The 6,938-nt window shown below is 56.5% G+C and carries 5 protein-coding genes; 3 read left to right on the top strand and 2 right to left on the bottom strand.

The features are described 5' to 3' along the window. Positions 1-76: 76 nt before the first annotated feature. On the bottom strand, positions 77-2,989 hold the full coding sequence (locus tag QK444_RS04945; protein WP_282777487.1) for a hypothetical protein: 2,913 nt from the start codon (positions 2,987-2,989) through the stop codon (positions 77-79). Positions 2,990-3,046: 57 nt separating this feature from the next. Then, on the bottom strand, positions 3,047-3,613 hold the full coding sequence (locus tag QK444_RS04950; protein ID WP_282777489.1) for a hypothetical protein: 567 nt from the start codon (positions 3,611-3,613) through the stop codon (positions 3,047-3,049). A gap of 342 nt (positions 3,614-3,955) precedes the next feature. Here QK444_RS04950 and QK444_RS04955 point away from each other — a divergent pair, with 342 nt between their 5' ends. The 3 genes from QK444_RS04955 to QK444_RS04965 all read left to right on the top strand — a co-directional run bounded on the left by QK444_RS04955 (position 3,956) and on the right by QK444_RS04965 (position 6,859). Beyond that, entirely contained in the window at positions 3,956-4,237 is a 282-nt protein-coding gene (locus QK444_RS04955; protein ID WP_282777491.1) for a hypothetical protein, read from the top strand. A gap of 96 nt (positions 4,238-4,333) precedes the next feature. After that, the gene (locus tag QK444_RS04960) at positions 4,334-5,506 is read left to right on the top strand and encodes an OmpA family protein (RefSeq protein ID WP_282777493.1); all 1,173 of its coding nucleotides are present in this window, start codon (positions 4,334-4,336) and stop codon (positions 5,504-5,506) included. Positions 5,507-5,641: 135 nt separating this feature from the next. Continuing rightward, positions 5,642-6,859, top strand: a complete 1,218-nt coding sequence (locus tag QK444_RS04965) for a hypothetical protein (protein ID WP_282777495.1) — start codon at positions 5,642-5,644, stop codon at positions 6,857-6,859. Positions 6,860-6,938 lie beyond the last annotated feature (79 nt).

The raw sequence follows: 6,938 nt of genomic DNA on the forward strand, positions 1-6,938 counted from the left end.
AAAACGAGACCAAGCAGTGCATTGATGCCGAAACGAGGCCATCTAAGATTGAGTCGAGATAACGAGTATAGCAGCATTACAGAAGCAGTAGCTTAGCTGGACTATCGCGAATATCCTTCAACCAGGCGTTAAACGGAATGGGATCACTTAACATATACTTGCACCTAAAGGCGCATCGCAGATATTCGTGAATATCCTCGTCATCGAGGCCCATAGCATGCCTGACGTACATAATCGAAGCTGCCGCTTGAGTAGCGGTTCGACAGTCCTCAAACCTCTCATCAGCATCGATCATAATTCTTTCTAGCCGTGAAAGCAATTGCGAATTCGAGCCGGACGCCACCCACTCGGACAGGGCCTCCAAAAGCCGAAGCCGGTTTATCGAGTGCGGTTCGTCGATTTGCTCCGCCAGTGAGGAGATAGCGTCAATCACATGGGTATCAAATTCCGCAGCTACCCCCATTTCACTAGGACCATGATTCACCTCACCTGTCGCTATAAGGTATAACTGGATGGCATAGGATTCGAGATATACGGCGAGAGAATAGCGTCTAGCACCGGTTCTAAGAAGAAGGTCGGCAGCGGCTGCGAACTTGCCGCGAGCGACATCGAGGCGAGCTCTGTCATCATCTGAATAGCGGAAGTACCAACCTTCAGAGATCGCTACGAACGCCAGTTCTTCAATATCGTCATAATCATCTCGACATTCCAGGTAACACCGAGAAATATAATCATACCACTGCGCCATACGATAGCTGTCTCGGCACAGGCTTGACCATGCCGTGGCATAACTACTCACCACTATCTCCCCCGCAAGATCAAGCATATCTGAATGTTCGAGAATAACTTTCCGCAGACATTCCTCGGCTTCTGCAATCCGGCCGACATGCGCTAGAGCAAGCGCTTTCATATGCAGAACGTGTGCATGGCATTTGTCGTCGACATGAACTCCCTCTCCGATCGACAAGCGAAGCCCCGCACCTCCTATCCAAGCCAGAAAGTCCTTGAATTTATACTGAACAGATGCTTTAATGAACTCGAATTCGATTCTACGACATGTACCAACAAATTGGCCATCATTATAGATAGTCTTGAATACCCTAAGAGCAGCTTTTCGAGAGATGAAGCCATTATCGAAAATAGATGCGAACCATGCAAGGTACTCGGACTCCCCAACAAGTTCTTCGATATCCAGATCGCCAAATTCATCCAGCAGATGGCTGACATAATCACGAAAGCCTTCGTATCTACCGATCTGTACCAACCCGTGATGAAGATCTAGCGACAACGCTCCCAAGAGCCCCTTCGGCAGAACGTCAAGTTCCGAGCGCGGAGAATGGAGCACAACGCGCAGGACCGACGGAACCCATTCCCGCCTTGTTGTATCCATCGACACTGGCTCAATAGTCTTCCGCTCCTTAACGTATGCCTCCAGAGTAGCTTTACGAATCATCTTCCCATAGTGATCTGAGACCTCGCGAAATAATTGCATAGAAATACCGTGCATCGATATTTCCCGTTCATTCAGTTCGACCAAGAATCTCGACTCAAGAGTTCGGAGCGCTACGGTGGCACCGGCTGTGGAGACAGTCAGGCGCCTAGAGAGCGCCGCCTGAGATAGGATCCCCGCAGCGATAGACTTTGGCAATACCGACTGATTAAGGTGCGCTACTATAGCCAAACAGATAGCGACGACCGGTTGCGTCGCCTCAATCCTCTTGAAGTACTTGGCATACAGCACATTAACCGACCGGGTATCTGCACCTGCTGTGGTTACTAACTGTGCATCTTGACCAGTAATACACTCCCTCATCTGGTCAAGCGCCATGTCATCCTGAGTGAACATACTGAGACAGTCGACGATGATTCGAGGTTTCAAACCCACAGCCAATGCGAAGCGCTCGGCAGCCTGGTTACTTTCATCCGGCCGAAACCACTGCACAATACGAGCTGCAACTTTCACATCCGGAGCATCGACCCGCATAACGGCATGACGGACGTCAGTCGGGACTATCCTTTCTTCCGACGTGATAATTGTTCTATGACTGGACATCACCATAGGTTCAATCGATTCCCAGTCTGGCGCATTATCTATCAGCAGAATCGAGAGTAGCGGCAAACTTCGTAGAAATATCGAGAACTCGCTGAGTGATCGCGAGATATCAAATCCGTCACACTGTGTGATGTAAACACCCACAGAGTTAGATAGACTGTACTCTGTTGAGGCATCGATTCGGATTATTTTTAAAAAGTCGGTCTCAAGTATCTCCTTAAGAGTTTCGATAGCAATGCTGGATTTACCGTTTCCGCTGTCTCCTGCAATTAGGAGAACTTGCGTCCTGCTGTTAATCCAGTGACGTACCTTATCCTGCTCCATCGTTCGGTGGATGAATGGTGGACTCTGCCGGGAGACCTCCACTGGAGCAGAGAAGTGAGATGCCCTATTGTCAAACTCCTGCCTAACCTGCTTCAGTTTCTCCTCGGATAGAATCTTTAAAAGACTTTCTGCTAAGCACCTACGAGCCTTCTCTGTGTACCGCTCAAGTGAACGCGTCGTGGGAGAAGAGCCATCCAACCTCTTGCATAGCTGTCTAGCTTCGTTCTTGAGATAAGAATCTCTGCGCCCAACGCCGCCAAGGTCTATCTGGTCGAGATTCAGCCGTACCCACATTAGCTGTTGCCAGGTGACATGTGTTTCTTCTCCCAGAGAACTTTCCGAACCGCCGATTACAGCCTCATTCGGGCGGTTACCAATTGCTTGCCTGAGTGTGTCAATTGTTGCATCGTAGTATTTCCCTTGCATCCAGAAATTGGGACTCAAGTACGAGACCACTTCGGCGAAATAGCAAAGATTCTTAGGCTCGTCTGGCGAGCCAGTGTCAAACAGGCGATCACGAAACCGCTTCAAGATCTCTTTTGGATCTTCAGGGAGTTTTTCAATCTCCTGCGCCAATGTGGCGACAGGGTCGTCAGCCGAGTCGATGCGCACAAAAGCATCATACAAGGGGCGGCAACCTGGGGCAGCAGATTGACGAGAGCTGATGCACTAGGCATCGTACGGGCGAAGCGCCAGTCGCTCTTGTATGAACCACTCGCGGATGTCTGATCGCGCCCAATCGCTATTTGCAACGTCCCCCACTGCTTCGTAAGCGTGTGCTGTATATTGCGCTTTGAAACCAAGCCTTTCCTGGTTGCGCATAATTCGTACGAGGTGGCCCGCAGTGACAAGGATGTGCTCATTGTCATTGGCTTCATGTTCGATCTTTAAGAGATCCGCTAGCTGATAGGTACTCAGCTCTTGTTTCAATTCGCTGAGTGGCGATGATTCGTCGCTTGCCATTAAGTATAGAACCGACCGCGCTTTTTCGGGGTCCTGGCGAACAAGATTCGTCAGTCCTCCCTGCATAGCGTGAGACATCGCTTCTGGATGGAGACCACCAAGAACTCCTCTCAACGGATTGCCTTGGCCCGAGAGGCCAACTGCGAGATCGGTAAGGACATGGAAAAACATAATCTGCTCTGACATTAGCGATCTTAAATCAACGTCGGGCGGCGCTCGCTCTGGTCGTTCACGTTCAGGCTGTGGCTGTGTTGGCGGTAACTGCTCTGACATATTTAATCCTAAAAGAATTGAATAACAATCTTCCGTAAATTGCAATAGTCGTACTCAAATCCATCCTCGCTCCGCATGTGGCGGGGAGCTGTTTTGCGCCGCTACCCGCCACATGCAACTGGCGGGAAACGTGGCGGGGAAGTCGTATCGCACATGGCAGCCGCCCTGAAATCGTGGATCTATCAGCTTCCGGCTTCCGGTTCTAGTCACCGCCTCCGCCTCTGGTGAAGCGCACGTGCTCCCTGATAACTCCACAGTAGAAGCCTCACAGAACACAAAGTCGTCGTTCGATATATCCCATTCGGGAACCAATCCCTGATCTATGCAAGGAGGCACCTCTCAGTGCCCGCCAAAATGACCCCCGAATCCACCGGCCTCACCATGGCCGAAGAACTCTATCCCCTCATCCCCGACACCGACGACCTCAAAGTCGCCAGCGAGATCTTCGCCTTCGCTCACTCTCGCCTGAAGGACCTTCGCCGGGATCTGGATACGGTCCTGGCCGAGTGTGAGGAACAGGCTCCCTTCGCCGTGACCCATACCAAACACCTGAGCGATCTTCTGGCCAAGGCGCACATTGGCTGGTTCATCTACTGGCCGCACGAAGACGAACTCATCGGCTGAGTCCGCCTTCTCGGGTGGGTGGCATCGGGCACGAGCCCGGTGCCACCACCAACCCTTCTCGCTATCCCTACTTCCTTCTCTCTCCAAGGAGGCTATATGTCTATTCCTCGGGTGCCGCGGTCGTGGCACCCTCTTGTATTCCTCACTCTGGCGCTGGCGCTGCTCGGTGTCATCAGCGGGTGCAGTACTAAACAGGCTGAGCCGCAGTCGATCACCATCGTTGTGACGGCCACGGCGGCCGAGCCAGCCGTTGACCTGACAGCGGCGGTTGAGGAGCGGCTGACGGCTATGGCCGCCGCTTCGGATGCCCCTGGTGGCGCGCTGGTTCGGATCGTGTGGTCCGTGACAGCGCCGCCGATCACGGTGGATCTGACGCCAACCCGCAGCAATGGCGAGATTGAGCATTCGCCCGGGGCCAGGCAGAAGAAGATCGCGCAGGCAGTGATGGACCTTAGTGCCCGGTTGCAGGCCATCACGGCAGACCGGCCTGGCCTGGATGTGCTCGGCCTGGTCGATCGGGCGAGCCTGCTGCCGCCCGGTGATCTGGTCGTGATCAGTTCGGGGCTGTCGACGGAAAATCCAACAGATTGGCGGCAGTTGGGGTTCGACAGCGAACCGGACAGCATCGCCGCCTCGGTGCGCCAGCAGGGTCGCCTACCGAAGCTTTCGGGCCGTCATGTGACGTTCGTGGGCTTGGGGCAGAGCGCGGGCATGCAGGCCGCCCTGCCGCCCTTTATGCGCGAGCAGGTGACACAGGTCTGGCTGGCGCTGTGCAAGCAGGCCGGGGCCGCCAGTTGCACGGCCGTGAGCCGCGACGATATGGCACCGCCGGTTGCGCCGCTGCCTGTACCGGTGATCGAGATCCCGGCCAGCCATACGGAGAACGGCTGTCCGGTATGGGTCCGACTCAGCCAGGAGGAGCAGCTCCGGTTCGCCGCGGATAGTGACCAGTTGCTGCTGCCTGATGCGGCTGACGCGGTGCTGTTGCCCATTGTCGAAGCGGCCCAGCGATGTTCGCTCGTCATTGACGTGGCTGGCTTCATTGCCGACATCGGCGATGGCCGCGACAGCAGCAACCTGAGCGGCCGGCGGGCGGCAGCAGTGGCAGCGCGCATGCAGCAGCTCGGCTTGCCACTCAGCCACCTTGGCACTGTGGTCGGCCGTGGGACGGCTGATCCGCTTGTGGCGAGCTTTGTGCAGGGCCGCTTCGACGAGCGTCAGGCCGCGCTCAACCGGCGGGTCGAGTTGAGCTTCCGCCGCCTGAACTAGGCCGGAGTTCTGTTCCGGTTCAACATCTTTCACTCTCTGAAATGGAGGTCACCTATGGCACCACGACGACGGGGTCCGACCCGGCTCCCGCCCAACATGCCGGTGTATCGCAAGCACCGCATCCCGTTCGGACACGTGCTGCTGTCCCTGCTGCTGGGTTCGCCCATTCCACGACGCTGGGTCTTTGTTGCCCTGAGCTTGGTCCGGGAACAGTGGCGCATCGGCAAGTCCCGTTCGCCTGATCGGTTCAGTTACCTGGAAGGGTCGGTGCTCAGTCGCGGTATTGCCGCCGCCAGCGCCAAAGTCGACCAGGCGGCCCGTCGGTTATCCCGGCTGGTGGCGCAGGCCGACACTGCGAAGGCGGCTATCGCGGTGCTGCGTGCCGATCTCATGCGGCTCGATGAGTATCCGATCGTCGGCGTTCGGGGCGAGCTGATCATGGCGCGGGAGGCCGCCAAACGCATGGCCAGCCTGACCGACCTGGTGGCCATGGAGACGGAAGCCGGCAGTCTGAAGCCACGCCGAGTTCCGCTGCGCTTAAAGCGACTGGCTCCCTGGGCCACGCTGCTCGATCTGCCGGTGCTGTTCTGGTTCGTCGGTTCGGTGTTCAACGTGGACTGGACGAATCTGTTTGCGCCGCAGAGCATTGTCTCACTGCTGGCAAGCAGCGTGTTCGCGCTGCTGGGCACAATCGCGATGGCGTTCGGGCTGTGCTACTTCGGGCATGACCTGAAGGGCTACAAGGGCGATGCGGGAGAAATCCGGTTGCCGAAGCAGCAGGCGAAAACCCTGCCGCTGCTGTACCTGGTTCTCTCGGCCTTGGTCGCCTGCGGGGCGGCGGTCACCATGGCCTACCGGATCGTCAGTGAGTCGGTCACGGCAGGCAACGGGTGGCTGGCGGCCGCGGTGCTGGGCCTGTTCTTCGCCTGCATCGTCTTGATGGTGAACGTGGTGGTCTTCGCCGTCCACTACCGGGACGGCTCGGTTACCACCGACGAACTGGACCATCTGAGCGGCCAGCTCGCCCCGATCGAAACGCAGCGGCGAAACCTGCTGCGGCGCGTCGACAAGAAGCATGCCGACCTGGAAGCAATCCGCAGCCAGGCCAAGACCATCCGCTCGGCGGTGCACAATCAGGCCAACAGCGCAGTCGTCGGTGCCCATCAGCTGATCATGCTGGCTCGGTCGTACCACCAGGGCTGTAGCTGGAGCACCGAACTGCTCACGCCCGAGGGCAACGTCCTCGGTCTGATCGCGCCTCTGACCACCATCGACCTGTCGGTTCCGGATGAACTGATGAGCCGCCTCGACGGCGACGAGCCATCACCCGACGGCAAGAGCGACGAGCCCTAGCAGCCGTAACTCGGCACCGCTTCATGCAGTGCCGGAACAACACCATCGATCTTTTGTTTCGTGGGGGCCGCAGCCCCCC

The organism is Nocardia sp. CC201C (assembly GCF_030010695.1).
Taxonomy (GTDB): domain Bacteria; phylum Actinomycetota; class Actinomycetes; order Mycobacteriales; family Mycobacteriaceae; genus Nocardia; species Nocardia otitidiscaviarum.

Bases quoted from the DNA above. Each gene is read 5' to 3' on its own strand.
- QK444_RS04960 (WP_282777493.1), top strand. From the start codon at position 4,334: ATGTCTATTCCTCGGGTGCCGCGGTCGTGGCACCCTCTTGTATTCCTC.
- QK444_RS04950 (WP_282777489.1), bottom strand. From the start codon at position 3,613: ATGTCAGAGCAGTTACCGCCAACACAGCCACAGCCTGAACGTGAACGA.